Raw genomic sequence first — 21,566 nt, 5'->3', positions numbered from 1 at the left:
ACGCAACGGCGGCAGGACCCGGCGAAGCCGGGTCGGGTTCCGACCCGCTTATCGTAGGGGCCATGAGCCGCACCTTCTCATCGTGGCTGTCCGGGCCGGAGTCGGCCGGACCGCAGCCTCCCGACGGCGCCCCGGGGCAGGCCCTGGGTTTGCCGCCCACCGGTCCTGGCTCGCTGGCGGCGACGGGGCGTCGGGTGCTGGCGCTGGCCGTCGACTGGCTGGTGGCCTACGGGATTGCCGGGCTGGGCCTGGCGATGGGCGTGGTGACCCGGGAGCTGCTGCCGACCGCGGTGTTGGTCATCTGGCTGGTGCTCGGGATCGCTGCGCTGCGGCTGTTCGGCTTCACGCCGGGCCAGTACGTCTGCGGGCTGCGGGTGATACCGGTGGACGGTGGCGGGCCGGGAGTCGGAATCGTGCGGGCGGTGGTACGCGGGCTGCTGATCGCGCTGGTGGTCCCGGCGCTATTCATCGACGCCGACGGCCGCGGCCTGCAGGACCGGGCGACCGCCACCGCGGTGGTGCGCAGCCGCTAAGCGTTGCGGCGGTGGCAAGCTTCGCCCGGCTCCGCGCCGCTTGCGACCACCGTCAGCGCCGGCGCACGGCGCGCTGGACGCCGCGCAGCTTCGCCCCACCGGGCAGCGGGCCCTTCGGCATGGCCGCGGTGCCGGTGCGCGAGCCCAGCGCGGTCAGCCGCGACTCCAGCGAATCCATCTGCTTGGTCGAGATATTGGCCGGGAGCTTGGTCAGGAAACGCTCCAGCTTGGCCAGCGGAACCTCGCCGTCGCCCGGGCCCACCACCACGTCGTAGATGGGGACGTCACCGACCAGCCGCGCGGTGCGCTTCTTCTCTTGGGCCAGCAGCGGTTTGAGCCGGGAGGCCGAGCCTTCCGCGACGAAGATGATGCCCGGCCGTCCGATCACGCGGTGCACGGCGTCGAGTTGGCCGGTGGCGGCCACCCCGGGGGTGACCCGCCACTTGCCGCGCAGATTGTCCAGCGCCCACGCCGCCGCACCAGCCTGCCCCTCGGCCTTGCGGTACACCGACCGCTGGGCGCGGCGACCGAAGATCACGAATGCCACCAGCGCACCCAGCAGCAGGCCGAGCGGAATCGTCGTCACCTTGGCGAACGTGCCGCCGTTGAGGGCCAGCGCGGTGGTCACGCCGGCGACCAGCACGAAGGCGCCGATCATGTACGGCAGCAGCCGCTTGTCCTCTTTGCGCTGAAGCTGGAAGGCCTGCCACAGCTGGGTGCGGCGCTCCTTGCTGGCGGCCTTGCGGGTGGCTTTGGCCGCCGCCCGGGCAGCCTTGTTCTCGGCGGTGGTGCGCGGTCTGGGCATAGCTACCAAGGATACGCAGCGGCGCTCACCGTCAGCCGTGGGCCGCGGTCCCGTTGAGCTCGGCGCGACGAGCCATGGCCTGCTGGTAGAGCCGGCCGGCCCGATACGACGAGCGCACCAGCGGCCCCGACATCACGCCGGCGAACCCGAGCTGTTCGGCGTAGCGGGCGTGCTCGACGAACTCCTCCGGCTTTACCCACCGGTCGATCGGGTGGTGGCGTTCGGTGGGGCGCAGGTACTGGGTGATGGTGACCAGCTCGGCGCCGGCGTCGTAGATCGCGGCCAGCGCCGCGCGGATCTCGTCGGGGGTCTCACCCATCCCCAGGATGAGGTTGCTTTTGGCGACCAGCCCGGCATCGCGGGCCTGGGTCAACACGCTCAAGCTGCGCTCGTAGCTGAACCCCGGCCGGATCAAGCGGAAGATGCGTGGCACCGTTTCGACGTTGTGGGCCAGCACTTCCGGGCGCGATTCGAACACTTCGCCCAGCAACTCGGGCCGACCGCCGAAGTCGGGGATCAGCAGTTCGACACCCGTTGACGGGTTGAGCGCCTTGATGGCGCGCACCGTCTCGGCGTAGAGCCAAGAGCCCTGATCGGGCAGATCGTCGCGGGCGACGCCGGTGACCGTGGAATAGCGCAGGCCCATCGATTGCACGCTCTCGGCGACCCGGCGCGGCTCGTCGCGGTCCAGCTCGGGAGGCTTACCCGATTTGATCAGGCAGAACGAACAGTTGCGGGTGCAGACCTCGCCGCCGATCAGGAAGGTGGCCTCCCGGTCCTCCCAACACTCGTAGATGTTGGGGCAGCCCGCCTCCTCGCACACCGTGTGCAGCTTCTCCTGCTTCACCAAGACCTTCAGCTCGGTGAAATTGGGCCCCATCCGGGCGCGGGTTTTGATCCACGAGGGTTTGCGCTCGATCGGTGTCTCGGCGTTGCGTGCCTCAGCACGACGTAACCTACGACCTTCTCCGACGGCGCTCACCGGGTCGATGTTACGCGCGACGCGACGTGTTCGCGCACCGGCAGCACGCCGTCGAGCGCGTCGACGACGGCACTGGCAACCGCGCGCCGGACATCCTCGACGCTGGTCACAAAGCCCAACTCCGCCGACAGCGACGTCACGCCCGCGTCGGTGATCCCGCACGGCACGATCGCGGCGAACGCGCTGAGGTCACAATCACAATTGAGCGCGAACCCGTGCAGGGTCGTTCCGCGGGCCACCCGCACGCCGACGGCGGCAATCTTGCGGGCAGGACGGGCGCCGTCGGCCGGTAGCCACACCCCGGACCGTCCTTCGACACGAATCGTGCTGAGACCCAAGGTGTTACACACCTCGATAAGTGATTCTTCAAGCCGGCGAACGTAGTTCACCACGTCCATCGGTTCGGTCAGTCCGATGATCGGGTAGCCGACCAGCTGGCCGGGGCCGTGCCAGGTGATCTTGCCGCCCCGGTCGACGTCGACCACCGGGGTGCCGTCCAGCGGGCGTTCATGCGGCTCCGTGCGCCGCCCGGCGGTGTAGACCGGCGGATGCTCCAACAGCAGCAGCGTGTCCCGGCCGCCGGCCACTCTGGCGTCAGCCAGGTCACGCTGCAGCTGCCAGGCCGTGCCGTAGTCGACGGTGCCGAGCTGGCGCACGTCGAGCGGCGCGGTGCTGGAGCGGATGGACCTCATGCTCGCAGGCTACCCGGCTCGCTACCGGCCGCCGGACCGGGTGCATGGGGTGCGGCGGCGGGGGAGCTAAACCAGGGTGGGGCCGGCGGTGGCGTAGCCGAGCGCCTCGCCGATGGTGTTGTGCCGGAACTGGAAGCCGGCCTGCTCCAAGGCGGCCGGAATGGCGCGTTGACCGGCGAGCAGGCCTTCATCGGCGAGTTCACCGAAGGCGATCCGGGCGGCGAATCCGGGCAGCAGCAGCGGTGTCGGCCGGTTCAGCACCCGGCCGAGCGCGGCGGTGAACTCGGCGTTGGTGACCGGGGCCGGTCCGGTCAGGTTGACCGGGCCGGCGATCGCCGACTCGGCCATCGCGAATCGCAGGGCCCGGACCTCATCGTCGAGGCTGATCCAGGACATGTACTGGCGGCCGTTGCCCAGCCGGCTGCCCAGCCCCAGCGAGAACAACGGACGCAGCCGGCCCAGCAGCCCGCCCGAGGGGGCCAGCACCAAGCCGGTGCGGGCCAACACCACCCGGGCGCCGGCGTCTCGGGCGGGGGCGGTGGCGGCCTCCCAGTCCTGGGCGAGCCGGGCCAGAAAGCCAGCGCCGGCCGGTGCGGATTCGTCGACCGTGCGGGCGCCGGTATCGCCATAGAAGCCGACGGCGCTGGCGTTGATCAGCACCGGCACCCCGGCCTCGGCCACCGCCGTCGACAGCACCTCGGTCGGGGTGATCCGGCTGTCGCGCAGCAGTTGCTTGAAGGCACCGGACCAGCGGCGATCACTGATGCCGATGCCGCACAGATTGACCACCGCGTCGACTCCGGCCAGGGCGGCCGCGTCGATGTCACCGGCCTCGGGATCCCAGCGCAGCTCGGAGGTGTTGGCCGGTGCCCGGCGCACGATCCGCAGCACTCGATGGTCGGCGGCACGCAGGGCCGACACCAGAGCCGAGCCGATCAGCCCGGACGACCCGGCGACCGCGACGATGGGATTGCCCACAGCTGAAACCTCTTGCAGCCCTTCCCAAAGCCCCTAACGTCGCTACAGGCCCAGCTCCGCCTCGAACGCGCCTTCTTCGAGTCGGTTCTTGATCGTGGTCACGAACCTTCCGGCGTCGGCACCATCGATGAGACGGTGGTCGTAGGTCAGCGGCAGATAGCAGACCGACCGTACCCCGACCGACTCGTTGCCGGCCTCGTCGACGACGACCCGCGGCCGCTTGACGATGGCGCCGGTGCCCAGCATGGCGGCCTGCGGCGGCACCAAAATCGGGGTGTCGAACAGCGCGCCCTGGCTGCCGATGTTGGTGATCGTGAAGGTGCCCCCGGACAGCTCGTCCGGTTTGAGGCCCCCCGACCGCGCCCGGGCGGCGATGTCGGCGATCGCCCGGGCCAAGCCCGCCAGCGACAGGTCGCCGGCGTTGTGGATCACCGGGGACAGCAACCCCTGCTCGGTGTCGACCGCGAAACCCAGGTGCTCGGCGTCGTAGTAGGTGATCTCACCGGCGTCCTCGTTGTAGCTGGCGTTGACGTTCGGGTGCGCCTTGAGCGCGTCGATCACCGCGCGGGCGATGAACGGCAGGTAGGTCAGGTTGACGCCTTCGCGTTCGGCGAAGTCGGCCTTGGCCCTGGCCCGCAGCGCCACGATCTTGGTCATGTCGACCTCGTGAGTCTGGGTGAGCTGGGCGGTGGCTTGCAAGGATTCGCGGGTCTTCTTGGCAGTGATCTGCCGGATCCGACTGGCCTTGGCGGTGGTGCCGCGCAGGTGCGCCAACGCCGAGGCCGGCGCCGGGGCCGGCGCGGCCGCGGGTGCCGGCGCAGACGTGCGCTCGGCGGCCGGTGCCTTCTGCTGGTCGGCCTGCTTCTCCGCGAAGGCCAGCACGTCCTGCTTGCGGATCCGCCCGCCGACCCCGGTGCCGCTGACCTGACTCAGATCGACGTTGTGGTCGGCGGCGAGCTTGCGCACCAGCGGGGTGACATAGGGCGTGACCTCCGAGCTGGGGGAGGGCTGCGCCGGTGCTTCGCGGGACGGCTGCGCTGCGGCGGGCGCGGGCTGGGGCTCGGGACGGGCCTGCGGCGCGGGTGCGGGCTCCGGTGCAGGCTTGGGCGCGGGTGCCGGCTCGGGTGCGGGTGCGGGAGCGGGTGCCGGTGCCGGTGCAGCCTTCGGGGCGGCCTCGGACGCCGAACCGATCTTCGCCAGCTCACCACCGACCTCGACCGTGGCGTCCTCCTCGGCGGTGATCGACAGCAGGGTGCCGGCCACCGGAGACGGGATCTCGGTGTCGACCTTGTCGGTGGAGACCTCCACCAGCGGTTCGTCGACCTCGACCGAGTCGCCCACCTGCTTGAGCCAGCGCGTCACGGTGCCCTCGGTGACCGACTCGCCCAGCTCCGGCATCAGCACCGGGGTGCCGCCACCGGCCGGTGCTGCCCCCGGCTCCGGCTCGGACGCGGGCTCAGGGGCCGCCGCCGGCTCGGGGGCCGCCGCGGGCTCGGGCGCCGCGGGCGCGGGCTCTGCGGCAGCCGGCGGCTGGGCTTGCCCCCCGGCGCTCCCGGTGCCTTCGCTGGCGTCGCCGATCAACGCCAACTCGCCGCCGACCTCGACGGTGGCGTCCTCTTCGGCGATGATCTTCGTCAGCACGCCGGAGACCGGCGCCGGGATCTCGGTGTCGACCTTGTCGGTGGAGACCTCCAGCAGTGGCTCGTCGGCCTCGACGGTGTCGCCCTCCTTCTTGAGCCAGCGGGTCACGGTTCCCTCGGTGACGCTCTCACCGAGTGCTGGCATCTGGACTGAGAACGCCATCGCTGTTGACTCCTCGATCGGTCGGTCGCTGCACGTCGTCCCTGAATACCACGTCTGTGGTGAGGCCGGGGCGGTGCCCAGGTGGACTGTCGAAAACCATCCTGTCATTGCGGTGTCGCCGGCACACATCGAGGTGGGGTCGGGCGGCTGGTGGCGCGGCGTGGTAGCGCGCGCAATGCCGTGCGCCAAAGCAGCGCTGCCGACGCGGCCGCGTCACTACTATCTCGCTGTGCCCGCTGAGCAGATCGCCCAGGCTTGTGAGCTCTGGACCGGCTTCGACATATCGATCGTGTCGCGCAACTACGCGCAACTCGCCGGTTTGCTGGCCGGTTTCGCGTTCGTCGTCATCAACTTGGTGCTCGATCGTGCGTATCGGCGTCGTAGTGATGGGCATTCTCCGGACCCGCGCGAGGTCGAGCACGAGACCCTCACCGGGGTTGCGCTGATGAACGCATTTCTCGGGCTGTTTCTGGCCGCGGTGCAATACAGCCTGCTCTCCGGTGAACAGGGCTGTGCGGTGGCCAGCGGGCGTGCCACGTCGGCAGAACTGTTGGGCGGCATATCGTTTGTGGCCGCGCTCTACATCCTGCTGTATGCGATCGTGCAGTTCGTGTCGGGATCTACCGGCACCCTGATCAGACACTGCGTGTTCATCGTGGCGGTTCTGGTCCCGCCGATTGCGGTGTTCTTCGTGCAAGCGACGCTGACCGACCTGGCGCTCTCGCTCGGTGACCTGCAGGCGCATCGGCCGTTGCAGCCGCTGTGGGACGACGCCAACCGACTTTCGCTGCCGATCACGGCCGCCGTCGCGGTCGCCTGCGCGCTCGGCTGGTTCCTCGGACGGGGACGACGGCGTAGTGACTCGCCGATCGGGCCGATGGCCGGACGCATTCGGACGGCATTTCCGTACTTCAGCACCGTCGTCATCATCGCGGCGATCATTCGTGCCATGGTGGCGCTGCCGAAAACCGATGTGGCGTCTCACCTCGACCCGACCGAAGCCTGGCTCTGGGTCGTCCTCTTCGCCGTGTTGATGCTGGCTCAAAGTGCGGCGCTGTCTTTCCAACAAGGCGTGGAAAGCCCGTACCGCCCCGCCCGCGACACCGAGTGCGCGCAGACCAACGCCTGACGGCCCAAGGGCGTTATCCGTTCGCGGCGATGTCCTCCAGCACCGCGAACATGGTCCGGGTCGGCACGCCGGTGCCGCCCTTGCCGGTGTAGCCCCAGGCGCCGGCGGTGTTGTAGGCCGGGCCGGCGACATCGATGTGGGCCCAGGCCACGCCGTCGGCCACGAACTCACGCAGGAAAACCCCGGCCACCAGCATTCCGGCGAAGCGCTGCCCGCTGACATTGGCGAGATCGGCCACCGTCGACTTCAGGTCTTCTTTGAGCTCGTCGGGCAGCGGCATCGGCCAGCCGTTCTCGCCGACGGCTTGCGAGATCGCCGCCACCCGGTCGCGGAACTCGTCCGAGCCCATCACCCCGGGGGTGCGCGCACCCAGCGCCACGGTCTGAGCACCGGTCAGCGTGGAGGTCTCGATCAGATAGTCCGGGTTGTCCTCACAGGCCCGCACGATCGCGTCGGCCAGGATCAGCCGGCCCTCGGCGTCGGTGTTGAGCACCTCGACGGTGGTGCCGCCGTACTGGGTCAGCACGTCGCCGGGGCGCTGCGCGGTGGCCGACGGCATGTTCTCGGCCATCGGCACGGTGGCGATCACCTCGATCGGCAGCCGGCGCCGCGCGGCCAGCACCATGGTCGCGATCACCGCCGCGGCCCCACCCATGTCGGAGGTCATGTGGTGCATCGAGGCGGCCGGTTTGATCGAGATGCCGCCGGTGTCGAAGGTGATGCCCTTGCCCACCAGCGCCACCTTCTTCGGCGACGCCGCCCCCGCGGGCCGGTGGGTCAGCCGCACCAGTCGAGGCGGGCGCGCCGACCCCTTGCCGACACCGATCACCCCGCCGTATCCGGCGTCGGCCAGTTCGTGCTCGTCGAGCACCTCGACCTCCAGGCCGGCGGATTCGCCCAGCGCCCGGGCCCGCTCGGCGAATTCCGCCGGGAACAGGTGACTCGGTGGGGTGTTGACGAAATCCCGCGCGGTGGCGACCGCGGCGGCGACATCGGCCCCGTGTGTCGCGCGGGCCTCGGCGTCGGCTGCGGCACAGACCACGGTGACGCTCTGCAGGCCCGGATCTTTCGGGGCGGTCTTGTCGGTGCGGAACGCGGTGAAGCGGTAGCCGCCCAGCAGCAGCCCCTCGACGGTGGCGGCCACCAGATCCTGCTCGGGCTCGCCGGGCAACCCGGCCAGGGTGCTGATCACCGCCGCCGTGCCGTTCAGCGAGCGTGCCGCGGTGCCCGCGGCGCGCCGGATGAGCTCGGCGGGCCAGGCGTCGCGGGCCTTGCCCAGCCCGACCGTCAGCACACTGGCCACCGGCAGCGACGTGACCACCAGTCGGTTCACCTGCTCGCTGCCGCCCTTGGCACCCAAGGCGCGCAGCCCGGCCTCGATCTCGGCGACCGCCTCGGCGGGCAGCGCAGGCTCGGTGGCCGCGACCACGGCGCCGGGTTCAGACTCGTCGCCGGCCGAGACGACCGGCACGATCAGCACGGCGTCCTCGGCGGCGGGCAGCGTGGCGGTGACGGTGATGGCGGGGACGGGGTATCCGGGTTGGGTGCTCACAAGCACTCACCCTAACGAGTGGCGGCCAGGTCCAGCTCGTATGCCGGGACCGGTTCGTCGAAACCCTTGAGTGTCAACGGTCCCCGGGCGATAACAGGCCAGTCGGTCAACTCCTTGACGACGCCGGCGCAGGCCAGCACCTGCCCGGGGGCGGCGGCATCCACCAACCGCGCAGCCAGGTTCACCGGGGTGCCGAAGTAGTCACCGTTGATGGCCAGCAGTTCGCCGTAACCCAGCCCGGCCCGCACCTGCAGACCCACTTTGCGGGCTTTGGGATGGGTGACCAGGTCGGCCGCGGCCTTCGCCAGCAGTTCCGCGCTCGCGCTCACCCACATCACCGCGTCGCCGATGAACTTCACCACCCGCCCGCCGTCGGCGTGCACCACGTCGGCGACGCTGCCGCCGAACTCGGTGAGCAGGTTGGCCAACTCCTCTGGGGTGAGCACCCGGGTCAGGGCGGTGAAACCGGTCAAATCGGCGAAGCCGACACCGCACACCATGCTCGCCGTCGGCCCCTCGGCCAGCCCCTCGAGGAACGTCCGAGCGCTGACCTGGTGCTGGCGGTGCACGGCGTCGATCATCGCGCCCAGGCGCGGGATGAACTCCGCGACCGACCGCCAGGCGCGTGCGGTGGTGAGTTCGTCGAAGGTGTGGCCCAGCCACACGTCGGGCTCACTGATCCGGATCATCGACGACTCGGCCTCGGCCAGCCGGGCCATCGTCGCCCCGAGTACCCGCAGGAAGCCGTCGACCGGCTCGCCGAGGTAGGACCGCATCTCCAGCCAGGTGGCGAGCGCGTCGACGTCGGCTTGGCTCAGTGCGGGCGTGTCCGGACTGGCCACGCTGAGCCCGAGCATCGTCCAGGCGCGCTGGACCTCGCTGTGCGGCACGCCCAGTGCTTCGCCGGCGGACCGCAGCGTGTAGCTGGGCGGGCCCGAGCGCCCCACGACGTCACCGGCCAGCCCGAACAGCCGGCCCTGCCGCTCGGCCTCGACCATCTGCTCGGTGGTGAAGCCGAGGCCGTCAAGGTACTCCAGGAGGCCGGCGCGCTCCCGCGCGTCGACGATTCCCGCGGTTTCGAGCGCGTCCCAGTCAACCACCTACATCAGTGTGCCGATTAGGCTGGCTCGTCGTGAGCGAACTGCAACACGGGCCGCTGGAAGACCGCCACCGCGAGCTGGGCGCCAGCTTCGCCGAGTTCGGTGGCTGGCTCATGCCGGTTTCCTACGCCGGCACTGTCGCCGAGCACAATGCCACCCGTAGCACCGTGGGCCTGTTCGATGTCAGCCATCTCGGCAAGGCCACCGTGGCCGGCCCGGGGGCGGCGGCCTTCGTCAACTCGACGCTCACCAACGACCTGGGCAGGATAGGGCCGGGCAAGGCGCAATACACCTTGTGCTGCAACGAATCCGGTGGCGTCATCGACGATTTGATCGCCTACTACGTGGCCGACGACGAGATCTTCCTGGTCCCCAACGCGGCCAACACCGCCGCGGTGGTGGCCGCCTTGGGCGAGGCCGCGCCGGCAGGCATCAGCGTCACCGACGAGCACCGGTCACGCGCCGTGCTGGCGGTGCAGGGCCCGCGATCGACCGAGGTGCTGGCCGGTTTGGGTCTGCCGACCGAGATGGACTACATGGCGTTCGCCGATGCCAGCTACGCCGGTGTGCCGGTACGGGTGTGCCGCAGCGGCTACACCGGCGAACACGGCTACGAGCTGCTGCCGGAGTGGGAGTCGACGGCCGTGGTCTTCGACGCGCTGGCGGCGGCGGTGGCGCAGGCCGGCGGTGAGCTGGCCGGTTTGGGTGCCCGCGACACGCTGCGCACCGAGATGGGCTATCCGCTGCACGGTCATGAACTGTCGCTTGCTATCTCGCCGCTGCAGGCCCGCTGTGGTTGGGCGATCGGCTGGAAGAAGCCGGCGTTCTTCGGCCGCGAGGCGCTGCAGGCGGAGAAGGCGGCCGGCCCGGCCCGGCTGCTGCGCGGGCTGCGCGCGACCGGGCGGGGCGTGTTGCGGGCCGAGCTGGCGGTGCTCGACGGTGACCGGCAGGTCGGGATCACCACATCGGGCACGTTCTCACCGACACTCAAGGCCGGGATCGCGTTGGCGCTGATCGACGCGGACGCGGGTATCGACGACGGCGCGCAACTGACCGTAGACGTGCGAGGTCGCCCGGTGGAGTGCGAGGTGGTGCAGCCGCCGTTCGTGACGGCAAAAACCCGCTAGCGCACCGGTTATACAATCGCTGCATGAAAAGCGGCGTCCTCGAGTTCCACGTGTCGGTCACGGCGAACCCGACCCCCGACGAGGTGCGCGAATCCATTTTGGCCCAACCGGGTTTCGGCAAGTACCACACCGATCACATGGTCTCGATCGACTACACCGTCGACGCCGGTTGGCACAATGCGCGGGTCATACCGTACGGGCCGATTGAACTGGACCCGTCGGCGATCGTGCTGCACTACGCCCAGGAGGTCTTCGAGGGCCTGAAGGCCTACCGGTGGACGGACGGCTCGATCGTGTCGTTCCGGCCGGAGGCCAACGCCGCCCGGATGCGTGCGTCGGCTCGGCGGCTGGCGATCCCGGAGCTTCCCGACGCACTGTTCATCGAATCGCTGCGGCAGCTGATCGCGGTGGACTCCGCCTGGGTACCTGCGTCCGGCGGGGAGGAGTCGCTGTACCTGCGCCCCTTCATCTTCGCCACCGAGCCGGGGCTGGGAGTGCGGCCGGCCAACGAGTATCGCTGCCTGGTGATGGCCTCGCCGGCCGGCGCGTACTTCAAGGGTGGCATCAAACCGGTGAGTGTGTGGCTGTCGACGGAGTACGTCCGGGCCTGCCCGGGCGGCACCGGAGCAGCCAAATTCGGCGGTAACTACGCCGCGTCGCTGGTCGCTCAGGCGCAGGCCGCCGACAACGGCTGCGATCAAGTGGTGTGGCTGGATGCGGCCGAGCGGCGCTACGTCGAAGAGATGGGCGGGATGAACCTGTTCTTCGTGTTCGGCAGCGGTGGTTCGGCGCGGCTGGTCACGCCGGAGCTGTCCGGCTCGCTGCTGCCCGGTATCACCCGGGATTCGTTGCTGCAGTTGGCCACTGACGCCGGGTTCGCGGTCGAGGAACGCAAGATCGACGTGGGGGAATGGCAGAAGAAGGCCGCCGCCGGCGAGATCACCGAGGTCTTCGCCTGCGGCACCGCGGCCGTCATCACCCCGGTGTCGCAGGTCAAGTCCGCCGACGGGGAGTTCACCATCGCCGACGGCCAGCCCGGTGAGGTCACCATGGCGCTGCGCGACACGCTGACCGGCATCCAGCGCGGCACCTTCGCCGACACCCACGGCTGGATGGCCCGGCTGGACTGACCCGCCGGGTTCGGTTCAGCCTGCCGGCCCCGGCGGCAGATCCGGTTCGTCGGGGCCGGCGTGCCAGTCCTCGGCCGCGGCGTCGTCGGGATCGGGATAGTCCGGTGGGTCGCTGGCGTCGTCGGCCATGGCCCTGCGCGATTCCCGACTTCTCTTGCTGTAGCGGTGATGGCGAGCCATCGACGTCCCCTCCGTGGACCAGAAGTTAATGCTGGTTCGCTTTTTACAAAGCTACTCTGTAGTTATCACATCACAGGGGAGGAATGTCTATATGTCCGGAGAAATGTTACTTATCGGATGAATTAGAGCGCGGCCAGCAGCACGGCGACCAGCGCCGTGGTCCACTCGACGGCGGCGCCCAGCACATCGCCGGTGACTCCGCCGAGCCGGCGTACGCACCGCCGGACCAGCACCAACGCGCAGCCCAGCGCGACGGCGACGGCCACCGGCCCGTGCCACGGCGCCGAGCCGGCGACCGTCGACCCGGCTGCCAGCGCCAGCACCCAGGCAAGCGCCACCGGCACCGGCTGACTGCCCGCCACGGTGGCCCCCAGCGTGCTGCCCGCCGCGGCCGGCACCGACCGCAGACAGGCCAGCACCGCCGCCACCCGGCCGGCGCAGACCGCGACCACGATCCCCGCCACGTCCAGCATCGGCAACGCCAACGCCTGCAGGCCGATCACCAGCACCACCGCGACCACGCCGAACGGGCCGGTCGACCCCTCGCGCATCACCTGCAGCGCCTGCGCGGCGGGCCGGTAGCTGCCCAGCCCGTCGGCGGTGTCGGCCACGCCGTCCATGTGCAAGCCGCGGGTTGCGGCCAGCAGCACGGCCACCGCGAGCAGCCCGGCCAAGGCGCTGCCCGGACCGAATGCGATCCCGCCGGCCCAGACCACCCCGGCCGCCAGCGCCCCGAGGGCGGCGCCGATCACCGGAAGTGCCGTCAACGTCCCGCGTCCCGGCGGGCCGCCGACGCCCGGCAGCCGCACCGCCGTGCCGAACGCGACCGCCGAGGCCAGCGACCGGATCACGCGTCGGCTCCCGCTTTAGCCTCGGAGGGCCCGGAAACGCCGGCTTCGGCGAAGGTGGACATCGAGGCCAACGCCGCCACCGCGGCCCGCAGCACCGGCAGTGCCACCGCGGCGCCGGTGCCCTCGCCAAGCCGCATCCGCAGGTCGAGTATCGGCTCCAACCCCAGCGCCGCACAGGCCAGCGCGTGGGCCGGTTCGGGTGAGCGGTGGCCGGCCTGCCACCACGCCCGCGCGCCTGGGGCCAACCGTTCGCCGACCAGGGCGGCGGCCGTCGACGCCAGGCCGTCGAGCAGCACCGGGGTGCGCCGGACGGCCGCCTGCGCGCAGAACCCCGCCAGCGCCGCCAGGTCGGCACCCCCGCAGCAGCGCAACAGCCCCAGCGGATCAGACACTCGGCGAGCCCGAAACAGCGCATCGCGCACCGCCGCGGTCTTGCGCGCCCAACCGGCGTCGTCGATGCCGGTCCCATGGCCGACCGCCTCGACGGGCTCGGCGCCGGTCAGTGCCGCGACCAACGTGGCTGCGACCGTGGTGTTTCCAATGCCCATGTCGCCGGGGATGAGCAGATCTGCCCCGGCATCGACCTCACTGTCGGCGATCCGGCGGCCTGCATCCACCGCAGCCGCGGCCTGCTCGGCGGTCAGGGCGTCTTCGCTGGTGATGTCGCCGCTGCCCCGGCGCACCTTGTAGGCACTGAAGTCGGCCGCCTCGCTGTCGACCGCCATGTCCACCACCCGCACGCCGGCGCCGGCGACGGCGGCCAACGCGTTGATTGCGGCGCCGCCGCGATCGATGTTGGCGGCCATCTGCGCGGTCACCTCCGCCGGGTAAGCCGACACCCGTCCGCGCGTCACACCATGGTCGCCGGCGAACACCACCACCCGGACCCGTTCGAATTGCCTTGGCGGGCAACAGCCTTGACATGCCGCCGCCCATACCGACAGGTCCTCGAGACGGCCCAGCGATCCGGGCGGCTTGGTCAGGCCGGCCTGGCGGGCACGGGCGGCGGCGGCCACCGTCGCATCAGGCGGGCTGACCGGCGGGAAGTCGGCAAAGTCCAAAGCTGTCAGCCCCTGCGCCGGACTCAGTCGAGGCGTTCGCCGCGCCGCACCTGGGGGCGCGGTGCTCGCATCCGACGCAGCGTCGATGCGCGGCTGACGGCGTAGATCCCCAGTTTCCAGCGGGCTTCGGTGTCGGCGGGGAATTTGGTGTCGACCAGTCTGCTGACCTTGCGGGCCAACACGACGCCGTCGATGGCCATCAAGATCATCAGCACAAACATCGCCGGTGAAATGTAGAACTGGATCTGCGGCACGGCCATCATGACGAACATCAACCCCAGCGCCACCGGCATGAACATGCCGAGCAGGTTGTACCGGGCGTCGACGATGTCGCGGACGTACCGGCGCACCGGGCCGCGGTCGCGTTCGAGCAGAGCCGCCTCGTCGCCGGCGAGCATCCGCTCCCGGCGCTGGGCCATCCGTTCGCGCCGTTCGGCTTTCTGGGCCCGGCGCTCGGCCTTGGTCGGCTTCGGCCCGGCCAGGCTCTTGCGTCGGGCCCGGGCCTCGGCGGCGGTCATCGGAGCCGGCGCAACCGGGCCGCGACGCTTGGCCGCCGCGTTGCGCTTGGGGGTCGGCCGGCCCTTGGGAGCGGTGCCGCGGGAATGAGCGGTGTACTTGGCGTCGGCGCTGTCGAGGTCGACGGCGCCGCCCACGGAATCGGCGGTCCCCGCGGAACCCGCCTCATCTTTCCTGCGTCCCGGCAACTTCACGCCCGCCAGATTACTTGCCCGGCAGGTAACGGCGTCCGCGTGGCTCGATACCCTGCCGGTATGGCTGACCACCCCGGTGCCGGCTCCTCAGCGGCCTCGGGGACAACCGTGCTGCGGGTGCTGATCGCGCCGGACTGCTACGGCGAGAGTCTGACCGCGGTGCAGGCCGCCGCCGCCATCTCGACCGGGTGGCACCGCAGCCGCCCCCGTGACCGGTTGGCGATCGCCCCGCAGTCCGACGGGGGCCCGGGTTTCGTCGCGGTGCTGGCCGCCGGGTCGGGCACCGACGGTGCGGGCGCGGTGCAGCGGTGCCGGGTCAGCGGACCGCTCGGCGCACCGGCCGACGCCGAGTGGTTCTGGGACGCCGATTCCCGGACGGCCTACCTGGAGTGCGCCCAGGCCTGTGGTTTGGGACTGCTCGACGGGCCGCCGTCGCCCAGCACCGCTCTGGCCGCCCACAGCGCCGGGGTGGGTCAGCTCATCGAGGCGGCGCTGACGGCCGGGGCGGCGCGGATCGTCGTCGGACTCGGCGGCAGCGCCAGCACCGACGGCGGGCGGGGCATGGTCGATGAACTCGGCGGCCTGGCCGTCGCCCGCCAGCGCCTTGCCGATGTCGAACTGATCGCGGCCTGCGACGTCGAATATCCGCTGCTGGGCCCGTGGGGCGCGGCGCGGGTGTTCGGGCCGCAGAAGGGCGCCGACGCCGCCACCGTGGCCGTGCTGGAAACCCGCCTGAGCGCCTGGGCCACCGAACTCGACGGCGCGGCCGGACGGCAGGTCAGCGCGGCCTCGGGGGCCGGCGCCGCCGGGGGGATCGGCGCAGCGCTGCTCGCACTGGGGGGCACCGCCGAATCCGGGGCGGACATCGTGGCCCGTCGCACCGGTCTGGCGGCCGCCCTGGCCGATGCCGACGTCCTGGTCACCGGTGAGGGCCGGTTCGACGAGCAGTCCCTGCACGGCAAGGTGATCGGCTCGCTGTGCACCGCGGCGCGGGCGCGGCACCTGCCGGTGCTGGTGCTGGCCGGTCAGATCGACCTGGACGAACCGGCGTTGCGGTCGGCGGGTGTGGTGGCTGCCCGGGCGATCGCCGACCACGCCGGCTCGGTGCGGTTGGCCCTGGTCGATGCGGCCAACCAGCTGATCGGTCTGACCACCGTGCTTGCGGCGCAGATCGGCAGCCCCGGTCCGGCGGCGCAGTAGGGAACACGTCGGCGCAAGGTATCGTTGTCACGGTGGGCCCAGTCGCCTCGGCGACGCTTTGAGTCGAGGTGAGCCCACCCGAATCAACCGCAGTAGGGAGACGCAATGACTGTTCAGGATCAGTCGACCACCGAGTCTCACGGCGTGGTCTTGACCGATGAAGCCGCGGCCAAGGTGAAGTCGCTGCTGGCCCAGGAAGGCCGGGACGACCTGACGCTGCGCATCTCGGTCCAACCGGGCGGCTGTGCCGGCCTGCGCTACAACCTGTTCTTCGACGACCGCACCCTCGACGGTGACATGATCACCGAGTTCAACGGGGTCAAGCTGGCCGTCGACCGGATGAGCGCCCCGTACCTGCAGGGAGCGGAGATCGGCTACGCCGACCAGATCGACAAGCAGGGCTTCACCATCGAGAACCCCAACGCCGGCGGCTCGTGCTCGTGCGGCGACTCCTTCAACTGACCGCCTAGTACCGCCTCGTGACCCGACGGCTTGGCGCTGCCCGCCGACGGGCCGGGTTCCCCGGACCGCTACCGTGGGAACCCACAGCCAGGTCCACGTTGAACACACGAGGGGGATAGTCAGTGACGATTGCGGTGACCGGTTCGATCGCGACCGACCATTTGATGCGCTTTCCGGGTCGGTTCTCCGAGCAGCTGCTCGCCGATCACCTGCAGAAGGTTTCGCTGAGCTTCCTGGTCGAAGACCTGGTGGTGCACCGTGGCGGGGTGGCCGGCAACATCGCCTACGCGATCGGCGTGCTCGGCGGTGACGCCGCGCTGGTCGGCGCAGCGGGCGACGACTTCGCCGACTACCGCGACTGGCTGGTGTCGCACGGCGTCAACTGCGACAACGTGCTGGTGTCCACCACGGCGCACACCGCGCGCTTCACCTGCACCACCGACGTCGACATGGCCCAGATCGCCTCGTTCTATCCGGGCGCCATGTCCGAGGCCCGCAACATCTCGCTGGCCAAGGTGGTGGAGAGCGTCGGGAAACCGGAACTGGTGATCATCGGGGCCAACGACCCCGAGGCGATGTTCCTGCACACCGAGGAGTGCCGCAAACTCGGCCTGGCGTTCGCCGCCGACCCCTCCCAGCAGTTGGCCCGGCTGACCGGCGACGAGATCCGCAGGCTCATCGACGGTGCGACCTACCTGTTCACCAACGACTACGAGTGGGACCTGCTGCTGTCCAAGACCGGCTGGACCGAGGCCGACGTCATGAAGCAGGTCGGGTTGCGGGTGACCACGCTGGGCGCCAAGGGAGTCGACATCGTCAACCCGGACGGTTCCCGCGTCCATGTCGGCGTGGTCCCGGAGAAGGCCCAGACCGACCCGACTGGAGTCGGTGACGCCTTCCGCGCCGGTTTCCTCACCGGCCGCAGCGCTGGGCTGAGCTTGGAGCGCTCGGCGCAGCTCGGTTCGCTGGTGGCGGTGCTGGTGCTGGAGTCCACCGGAACCCAGGAGTGGTCATGGGACCGCGACCCCGCGCTGGCCCGGCTGGCCGACGCCTACGGTGACGCCGCGGCCGCCGAGATCGGCACCGCCCTCAAATAGTTTCCAGCCAGGCGAACGTGCGGTTTCATACGTGCGCTGCGGCGCGTTGCGGATGAAGCCGCACGTTCGGAGAAGCTTTTAGAGCTGCACCGGGTAAGCCGGCTCGCTGATGGCCGGCACCACGGAGTGCTCGACGAAGACCGCGTGCCACAGCATGAAGATCAGCACGGTCCACAGCCGGCGGCTGTGATCGGCGACGCCGGTGCGGTGCTCGTCGAGCATCGTGCGCACCGCGGCGACGTCGACCAGGTGACCCGCGCCGGTGTCGGCCACCGTGGCATACGCCCACTCCACCAGTTCGCCGGCGCGCAGCCAGTGCCGCAACGGCACGGGGAAGCCGAGCTTGGGCCGGTGCAGCACGTGTGCGGGGATGATCGGCTCCAACGCGCGACGCAGCGCGTACTTGGTGGTGGTACGGGTGATCTTGGCCGACACCGGCAGCCGCGACGCCACCGCGAACACCTCGGGATCCAGGAACGGCACCCGTAGCTCCAGCGAGTTGGCCATCGTCATCTTGTCCGCTTTGACCAGGATGTCGCCGCGCAGCCAGGTGAACAGGTCGATGTGCTGCATGCGGGCCACCGGATCCCAGCCCGCCGATTCGGCATACACCGGCGCGGTGACGTCGGTGTGAGTCCACTCGGGGCAGAAGCCGGGCAGCACCGCCCGCAGCTGCTCGTCGGAGAAGCTGCGCGCGTTGCCGTAGTAACGCTCCTCCAGCGTGAGCGAGCCGCGGTGCAGCAGGCTCTTGCCGCGCATGCCGTCCGGAAGCGGCCGCGACACCTTGCCCATCGACCGGCGCACCGGTGCGGGCAGGTAGTCGAATGGCCGCAGCGACAGCGGCTCGCGGTAGATGGTGTAGCCGCCGAACAACTCGTCGGCGCCTTCCCCGGAGAGCACTACCTTGACGTGCTTACGGGCTTCGCGGGCGATGAAGTACAGCGGGACCAGGGCCGGGTCGGCGACCGGGTCATCGAGGTACCACACGATCTCGGGCAGGGCGGCGACGAATTCGGCCGGGCTGACCACCTTGACCACATGGCGGGCGCCGATCGCCTCGGCGGACGCGGCGGCCACGTCGACCTCGGAGAAGCCCTCCCGCTCGAAGCCGGTGGTGAACGTGATCAGGTTGGGGTTGTGGCGCATCGCCAGCGCGGCGATCGCGGTGGAGTCGATGCCACCGGACAGGAACGCGCCGACGGTGACGTCGGCCCGCATGTGCTTGGCCACCGAGTCCTCGAGCACCGCGGTGATCTCGTCGTAGCGCGCCTGCTCGGTGTCGCGCGTGAGCGGCCTGGCGTCGAAGCGCGGTGTGAAGTAGCGGGTGATCTCCGGGACCGGCCGATCCGGGCTGATCCGCGCCCAGCAACCCGACTCCAGCCGCCGCACGCCGGAGTGCAGGGTTTCGGGTTCGGGGACGTACTGCAGCACCGTGTAGTGCTGCAGCGCGCGCAGGTCGATGCCGTCGTCGCCGGTCTGGAAGCCCACCAGGTCAGCCAGATCCAGCAGCGACTTCTTCTCGCTGCCCACCGCCGTGCCCCCCGGCCCGGTGGCCATGAACAGCGGCTTGATCCCGAACGGGTCGCGGGCGCAGAACAGTTCACCGCGCAGCGTGTCCCACAGCGCAAAGGCGAACATGCCGCGCAGTCGGGGCAGCACGTCGGCGCCCCAGTAGTGGTAGCCGGCGACGATCGCTTCTCCGTCGCCGTCGGTGTGAAAGACCGCGCCGTGCGACGCGGCCAGTTCCTCGCGCAATTCCAGGTAGTTGTAGATCTCGCCGTTGAACACCAGCACGTAGCGGTCGGGCTGCTCGGCGGGCCCCCAGCGCAGTGGCTGATGCGAGTGCTCGATGTCGATGATCGACAGCCGGTTGAAGCCCAGGGCGATTCCGTCGCCGGTCCAGGTGCCCAGTTCGTCGGGGCCTCGGTGGCGCATCAGGTGTGCCGCCCGTTCGACCCGGGCGGCTACCGCGCCGGGGTTGGCGGTGCCGGCCGGGGCACACACGAGGGCCAGCAGTCCACACATCGGGTCCCAGTATGCCGCACCGGCATCGGCCCCGGCCTGCGCAGGGCCGGTACCGACCGGGATGGTCCGGGACAGGGGCAACACGCCGTGACCGGCTGACCGGCAGGTCACGCGAACCTCGGTGATCGGGGTGGTCTACGCTGCGTAGTATTCGACTGCTCCGCCGGTTCCCGCCGGCCCGGTCTGTGACTCGAGGAGGCACCAACGTGACACGTCGCGGGCAGGGCGTTGTGCTTAGCCGTCTGCGTCGACCGCTGGCGGGGGCCGGCGTGCTGAGCCTGCTGGCGGTGACGCTCAGCGGCTGCGGCTACGACTGGACCGACGTGGTCGGCTTCGGCTGGCCCAAGGGCATCACGCCGGAGGCCGAGGCCAACTACAAGCTGTGGATCGGCATGGTGATCGCCTCGGTCGCGATCGGCGGGATCGTCTGGGGAATGATCTTCTGGGCGACCATCTTCCACCGGAAGAAGGCAACCGACACCGAACTGCCGCGCCAGTTCGGCTACAACATGCCGCTGGAGCTCGGGCTCACCGTCCTGCCGTTCTTGGCCATCGCGGTGATCTTCTACTTCACCGTCGTGGTGCAGGAGAAGATGCTGCACCACGAACCCGACCCCGAGGTGGTCGTCGACGTCACCGCGTTCCAGTGGAACTGGAAGTTCGGCTACCAGAAGGTCAACTTCCACGACGGCACGCTGAGCTATGACGGCGCCGACCAGCAGCGCAAAGAGGCGATGACCTCCAAGCCCGAAGGCGTCGACGCCCACGGCGAGGAGCTGGTCGGACCGGTTCGTGGTCTCAACACCGAGGACCGGACCTACCTCAACTTCGACCGGATCGAGACGCTCGGCTCCACGAACGAGATCCCGGTGCTGGTGGTGCCCAGCGGCAAGCGCATCGAGTTCGTGTTGAACTCCGCCGATGTCATCCACTCCTTCTGGGTGCCGGAGTTCCTGTTCAAGCGTGACGTCATCGCCTGGCCCGAGCGCAACAACCAGGTGAACACCTTCCAGGTCGCCGAGATCACCAAGGAGGGGGCGTTCGTCGGCCACTGCGCCGAGATGTGCGGCACCTACCACGCGATGATGAACTTCGAAGTCCGGGTGGTCTCGCCCAACGACTTCAAGGCCTACCTCGGTCAGCGCATCGCCGGGAAGAGCAACGCCGAGGCGCTGGAGGCGATCAAGCAGGAGCCGCTGGCCATCACCACGCGGCCCTTCGACAGCCGCCGCGGCCTGCTCGCCCCCAACGCCAGCAACAAGTAGGGACACAACCTCATGCGCATCGAATCCAGGCTGTTCGAGTTCGTGGCCACCTTCTTCGTGGTGGTCGGGGTGATCTACGCCTTCCTGACCGCGCAGTTCGCCACCGGCGGTGTGGAATGGGCCGGCACCACCGCGCTGTTCCTGACCGGCGGCATGGCCCTGATCGTGGCCACCTTCTTCCGCTTCGTGGCACGCCGGCTGGACACCCGCCCCGAGGACTACGAGGCCGCCGAAGTCAGTGACGGCGCCGGCGAGCTGGGCTTCTTCAGCCCGCACAGCTGGTGGCCGGTGCTGATCGCGCTGTCGGGTTCGGTGACCGCCGTCGGAATCGCGTTGTGGCTCCCGTGGCTGATCGCTGCCGGAGTGGCGATGGTGTTGTCGAGCGCGGCCGGGCTGGTCTTCGAGTACTACATCGGCCCCGAGAAACACTGAGCCGGTCCGTCTGGACCGCCGTGTCAACCCGCTTGGGTAGGGTTGCCAGTGCACAATGACCAACGGCGGTTGATATCGATCGCGGTCGGTGTGGCGCGCGTGGGCGCTGCGGTTGGAACAGGATAGGCAGGAATGAGCGGGCCGAATCCCCCGGAGGCGGGCTCTGGCGACGAGGACCCCGGCAACGGTCAGCCGGCCTCTGAACTGACTCCTGAAGCGGTCTCGGCCGCTGACGACATCCCGCCGATCGACGAGATCGCCGCAGACACACCGGGCGGCACTCGGGACAACACCGCCTATTCGCAGGCCTATTCGGCACCTGAGTCCGAGCAATTCTTGAGCGGGCCCTACGTGCCGATGGATCCGCGACTCTACGACTACGACAGCTACGACACACCCGACGAGCCCGATCCACACGCCAAGACCCCGCGCTGGCCCTGGGTGGTCGGGGT

The 21,566-nt window shown here is 70.1% G+C and carries 21 protein-coding genes and 1 pseudogene; 10 read left to right on the top strand and 12 right to left on the bottom strand.

What is annotated here, in order from left to right:
* Positions 1-62 precede the first annotated feature (62 nt).
* Positions 63-533 (top strand): RDD family protein, encoded by a 471-nt coding sequence (locus A5694_RS04985; RefSeq protein ID WP_064920746.1) that lies wholly within the window; start codon positions 63-65, stop codon positions 531-533.
* A gap of 52 nt (positions 534-585) precedes the next feature.
* Here A5694_RS04985 and A5694_RS04980 read toward each other — a convergent pair whose 3' ends face one another.
* The 5 genes from A5694_RS04980 to sucB all read right to left on the bottom strand — a co-directional run bounded on the left by A5694_RS04980 (position 586) and on the right by sucB (position 5,793).
* Positions 586-1,338 (bottom strand): DUF4191 domain-containing protein, encoded by a 753-nt coding sequence (locus A5694_RS04980; protein ID WP_064920745.1) that lies wholly within the window; start codon positions 1,336-1,338, stop codon positions 586-588.
* Positions 1,339-1,369: 31 nt separating this feature from the next.
* Positions 1,370-2,320, bottom strand: coding sequence for a lipoyl synthase (locus tag A5694_RS04975; RefSeq protein WP_064920744.1), 951 nt, complete (start codon positions 2,318-2,320; stop codon positions 1,370-1,372).
* Positions 2,317-3,012: a lipoyl(octanoyl) transferase LipB gene (lipB, locus tag A5694_RS04970; protein ID WP_064920743.1), complete on the bottom strand. Its 696-nt coding sequence runs from the start codon at positions 3,010-3,012 to the stop codon at positions 2,317-2,319. The genes A5694_RS04975 and lipB overlap by 4 nt, the downstream gene beginning before the upstream one ends.
* A gap of 66 nt (positions 3,013-3,078) precedes the next feature.
* A complete protein-coding gene (locus tag A5694_RS04965) occupies positions 3,079-3,990 on the bottom strand; it encodes a TIGR01777 family oxidoreductase (protein ID WP_064920742.1) in 912 nt (303 codons plus the stop codon).
* 42 nt (positions 3,991-4,032) lie between these two features.
* Entirely contained in the window at positions 4,033-5,793 is a 1,761-nt protein-coding gene (sucB, locus tag A5694_RS04960; protein WP_064920741.1) for a 2-oxoglutarate dehydrogenase, E2 component, dihydrolipoamide succinyltransferase, read from the bottom strand.
* Here sucB and A5694_RS04955 point away from each other — a divergent pair.
* The gene (locus tag A5694_RS04955; RefSeq protein ID WP_234786435.1) at positions 5,750-6,922 is read left to right on the top strand and encodes a hypothetical protein; all 1,173 of its coding nucleotides are present in this window, start codon (positions 5,750-5,752) and stop codon (positions 6,920-6,922) included. The genes sucB and A5694_RS04955 overlap by 44 nt on opposite strands.
* Before the next feature lie 13 nt (positions 6,923-6,935).
* Here A5694_RS04955 and A5694_RS04950 read toward each other — a convergent pair whose 3' ends face one another.
* Positions 6,936-8,474 (bottom strand): leucyl aminopeptidase, encoded by a 1,539-nt coding sequence (locus A5694_RS04950; protein ID WP_064920740.1) that lies wholly within the window; start codon positions 8,472-8,474, stop codon positions 6,936-6,938.
* 11 nt (positions 8,475-8,485) lie between these two features.
* A complete protein-coding gene (locus A5694_RS04945) occupies positions 8,486-9,574 on the bottom strand; it encodes an adenylate/guanylate cyclase domain-containing protein (protein ID WP_064920739.1) in 1,089 nt (362 codons plus the stop codon).
* A gap of 32 nt (positions 9,575-9,606) precedes the next feature.
* Here A5694_RS04945 and gcvT point away from each other — a divergent pair, with 32 nt between their 5' ends.
* Together gcvT and A5694_RS04935 are read left to right on the top strand one after the other, a co-directional pair.
* Positions 9,607-10,701 carry a glycine cleavage system aminomethyltransferase GcvT gene (gcvT, locus tag A5694_RS04940; protein ID WP_064920738.1) on the top strand — a complete coding sequence of 365 codons (1,095 nt, stop codon included), beginning with the start codon at positions 9,607-9,609 and terminating at the stop codon, positions 10,699-10,701.
* A 23-nt stretch (positions 10,702-10,724) separates the two neighbouring features.
* Positions 10,725-11,831 (top strand): branched-chain amino acid aminotransferase, encoded by a 1,107-nt coding sequence (locus tag A5694_RS04935; protein WP_064920737.1) that lies wholly within the window; start codon positions 10,725-10,727, stop codon positions 11,829-11,831.
* Positions 11,832-11,846: 15 nt separating this feature from the next.
* Here A5694_RS04935 and A5694_RS23935 read toward each other — a convergent pair whose 3' ends face one another.
* From A5694_RS23935 to A5694_RS04920, 4 genes are all read right to left on the bottom strand, one after another.
* On the bottom strand, positions 11,847-12,011 hold the full coding sequence (locus tag A5694_RS23935; protein WP_165604320.1) for a hypothetical protein: 165 nt from the start codon (positions 12,009-12,011) through the stop codon (positions 11,847-11,849).
* A gap of 122 nt (positions 12,012-12,133) precedes the next feature.
* Positions 12,134-12,862 carry an adenosylcobinamide-GDP ribazoletransferase gene (locus A5694_RS04930; protein ID WP_064920736.1) on the bottom strand — a complete coding sequence of 243 codons (729 nt, stop codon included), beginning with the start codon at positions 12,860-12,862 and terminating at the stop codon, positions 12,134-12,136.
* A complete protein-coding gene (gene cobT, locus A5694_RS04925; RefSeq protein ID WP_064920735.1) occupies positions 12,859-13,923 on the bottom strand; it encodes a nicotinate-nucleotide--dimethylbenzimidazole phosphoribosyltransferase in 1,065 nt (354 codons plus the stop codon). Before cobT ends, A5694_RS04930 begins: the two co-directional genes overlap by 4 nt.
* Before the next feature lie 23 nt (positions 13,924-13,946).
* Positions 13,947-14,633 carry a DUF3043 domain-containing protein gene (locus tag A5694_RS04920; protein WP_064920734.1) on the bottom strand — a complete coding sequence of 229 codons (687 nt, stop codon included), beginning with the start codon at positions 14,631-14,633 and terminating at the stop codon, positions 13,947-13,949.
* A gap of 60 nt (positions 14,634-14,693) precedes the next feature.
* Between A5694_RS04920 and A5694_RS04915 the strand changes: the two genes are divergently transcribed.
* The 3 genes from A5694_RS04915 to A5694_RS04905 all read left to right on the top strand — a co-directional run bounded on the left by A5694_RS04915 (position 14,694) and on the right by A5694_RS04905 (position 17,392).
* On the top strand, positions 14,694-15,833 hold the full coding sequence (locus tag A5694_RS04915; RefSeq protein ID WP_082952510.1) for a glycerate kinase family protein: 1,140 nt from the start codon (positions 14,694-14,696) through the stop codon (positions 15,831-15,833).
* Positions 15,834-15,938: 105 nt separating this feature from the next.
* Complete coding sequence (gene erpA / locus A5694_RS04910) at positions 15,939-16,295, top strand: iron-sulfur cluster insertion protein ErpA (RefSeq protein WP_064920733.1); 357 nt, start codon at positions 15,939-15,941, stop codon at positions 16,293-16,295.
* 122 nt (positions 16,296-16,417) lie between these two features.
* Positions 16,418-17,392: a carbohydrate kinase family protein gene (locus A5694_RS04905; RefSeq protein ID WP_064920732.1), complete on the top strand. Its 975-nt coding sequence runs from the start codon at positions 16,418-16,420 to the stop codon at positions 17,390-17,392.
* A 78-nt stretch (positions 17,393-17,470) separates the two neighbouring features.
* Here the strand turns inward: A5694_RS04905 and asnB are convergent, their stop codons facing one another.
* Positions 17,471-19,417, bottom strand: coding sequence for an asparagine synthase (glutamine-hydrolyzing) (gene asnB / locus A5694_RS04900; RefSeq protein ID WP_064920796.1), 1,947 nt, complete (start codon positions 19,415-19,417; stop codon positions 17,471-17,473).
* A 206-nt stretch (positions 19,418-19,623) separates the two neighbouring features.
* Here asnB and ctaC point away from each other — a divergent pair, with 206 nt between their 5' ends.
* The 3 genes and pseudogenes from ctaC to A5694_RS04885 all read left to right on the top strand — a co-directional run.
* Entirely contained in the window at positions 19,624-20,682 is a 1,059-nt protein-coding gene (gene ctaC, locus A5694_RS04895) for an aa3-type cytochrome oxidase subunit II (RefSeq protein ID WP_064920731.1), read from the top strand.
* 12 nt (positions 20,683-20,694) lie between these two features.
* Positions 20,695-21,114, top strand: a complete 420-nt coding sequence (locus A5694_RS04890) for a cytochrome c oxidase subunit 4 (protein WP_064920730.1) — start codon at positions 20,695-20,697, stop codon at positions 21,112-21,114.
* 132 nt (positions 21,115-21,246) lie between these two features.
* A pseudogene (locus tag A5694_RS04885) lies at positions 21,247-21,566 on the top strand (hypothetical protein); the annotation flags it as partial.

It is taken from the genome of Mycolicibacter sinensis (assembly GCF_001667945.1).
Taxonomy (GTDB): Bacteria; Actinomycetota; Actinomycetes; order Mycobacteriales; family Mycobacteriaceae; genus Mycobacterium; species Mycobacterium sinense_B.
This window is presented reverse-complemented; position numbering and strand designations above follow the sequence as displayed.